Raw genomic sequence first — 1,047 nt, 5'->3', positions numbered from 1 at the left:
CCGGCGTGGCGCTGATGAGCTACTGCGTGCTGTGGATCGCGCTGGGTTGGGAAGGGGGTGGCAACGGCGCGATGATGGCCGCGGTGACCGCTGCGTTCTTCGCCGCACAGGACGACCCGGCGCCGAGCATGGTGTCGTTCCTGGTGTGGGCCATGGTCGCTTCGGTGGTGGCCGGCGTGTATCTGTTCGGCGTGTTCCCGGCGGTGCACGACTTCGGCCTGTTGGCGCTGGTGCTGGCAGTGGCGTTCCTGCCACTGGGGCTGATGCTGCACCACCCCAAGAGCGCGCTGTTCGCGCTGCCGCTGACGGTGAACCTGGCCGCGCTGCTGAGCCTGCAGAACACCTACAGCGCCAACATCCAGACCTTCCTCAACTCGTCGATCGCGATGTTCATCGGCATTGGCTTTGCGGTGGTGATGACCCGCCTGTTCCGTTCGGTGGGCGCCGAGTGGACCGCACGCCGGCTGGTGCGGCAGGGCTGGACCACGCTGGCCGAAGCCGCCGAAGGACGTGGCCAGCAGGACCGCCAGCGCTTTGCCGCGCGCATGCTCGACCTGCTGGGCCTGCTCGCGCCGCGCCTGGCAGCAACGCCGGAGGGCAGCGACATCGCCTCGGTGGACATGCTCAATGAAGCGCGCATCGGCCTGAACATCCTGCAGCTGCGCCGCGCCCGGCTGGAACTGCCCGAGCGCAGCCGCGAGGCGGTCGAGCACATTCTTGAAGAGATCGCCGTGCATTACCGCCGGCAGATCGCCGCGCGCAAACCGATTGTGGCGGCCGAGGCGCTGCGCGAGCGGTTGGATACCTCGCTGGGACGGGTCGGCAGCGTTGCGGCCTGCAAGGCCCGCGATGAAGCCCTGATGGGCCTGATCGGCCTGCGCTTCGCGCTGTTCCCGGAGGCGAAGGCGCTGGCGCCGGGCCTGGCCATGAGTGCAGCCGAACAGCCGTAGCGCGATACCCTGTGCAGCCACAGACCCCGCGCAGGGGTCAGAGCCCTCTCCTGCGGAGAGGGATCCGACCCTGGCGCTGCAACAGGACGGTTCAATG

At 68.8% G+C, this 1,047-nt stretch carries 1 protein-coding gene; it reads left to right on the top strand.

Annotated features, from left to right (window positions below; translation table 11 throughout):
* Window positions 1-950 (top strand): FUSC family protein (locus tag ARC23_RS20200; protein ID WP_160321675.1); only part of this gene is annotated, 950 nt, incomplete at its 5' end.
* Between the last annotated feature and the right edge of the window lie 97 nt (window positions 951-1,047).

This window comes from Stenotrophomonas beteli (assembly GCF_001431665.1).
In the GTDB taxonomy this organism is placed as follows: Bacteria; Pseudomonadota; Gammaproteobacteria; order Xanthomonadales; family Xanthomonadaceae; genus Stenotrophomonas; species Stenotrophomonas beteli.
Note: the sequence above shows the minus strand (reverse complement) of the source record. Positions and strands in the feature narration are given on the sequence as shown.